Here is an 806-nt window from a genome sequence, read left to right on the forward strand (position 1 = left end):
GACTGCGTAAAATCCGGCATCTGCACATAAGGATCCATCTCCATAAACCGCCCCAAAGCAGGGTCATATATTCGCGCATTCAAATTTATTAACCCAAACTCATTCAAATGCTCCTGCGCCAAATAGCCTCGATTTATGACACTCGTGCCCGCAATTGCAGTCTGTTTGCCCCACGCATCATAATAATAGCGGGTTTGAATGCCTTTTGAATCATCTGTTACCACTCTCACGCTTCCCAAATGGTCAGTCTGCACATAATAGAACGTGCGTGTGCCATTAGTTTTGATGGCAATCGCCGACAGTCCTTCCGGCGTATAGATATAATCACTTTCTTTGGTCGTGCCACCGGCAACTTCTTTTTCGTAGTTCCCAACATAATACATCGTTTTTTTCAAAACATTGTTTTCGTAATATTTGCCTATCCGCCGCTGATTATCTGCGCCATATTGAAATTCTATTTTTTTTGCAGGTGAATCTTGCAAGGTAATGGAAGATGCCCTATTGTACGATGTGTTCGTAATATCCACAGCCATAGGACTATAAGCCGTCACCGGATCGGTAATACCCGAAACGGCATGATTGCTGTTGGCATATTGATACGTTCCTACATCAAATTTAGTTTTGATATTGCCGTTGGCTTCATACGTGACGGACTTAGGAACACCACTTTGGGTTATTGTAGTCAAGCGATTCAGATTATCATAGCCGAAAACTTCATTTTTTCTGTTTGACACATCGTTGCGCTGGGTCAGATTGCCGGTCATTGCATTAAACGTATAATTGACATCGTCAATAACCGATGCCCC

At 42.9% G+C, this 806-nt stretch carries 1 protein-coding gene; it reads right to left on the bottom strand.

Annotation, left to right across the window (positions count from 1 at the left end; all coding sequences use genetic code 11):
- Nucleotides 1-806: RHS repeat domain-containing protein (locus ASC50_RS02085; protein WP_056928636.1), on the bottom strand; the 806-nt coding region annotated here is incomplete at both ends.

The sequence above is a fragment of the Candidatus Symbiothrix dinenymphae genome, from assembly GCF_001431085.1.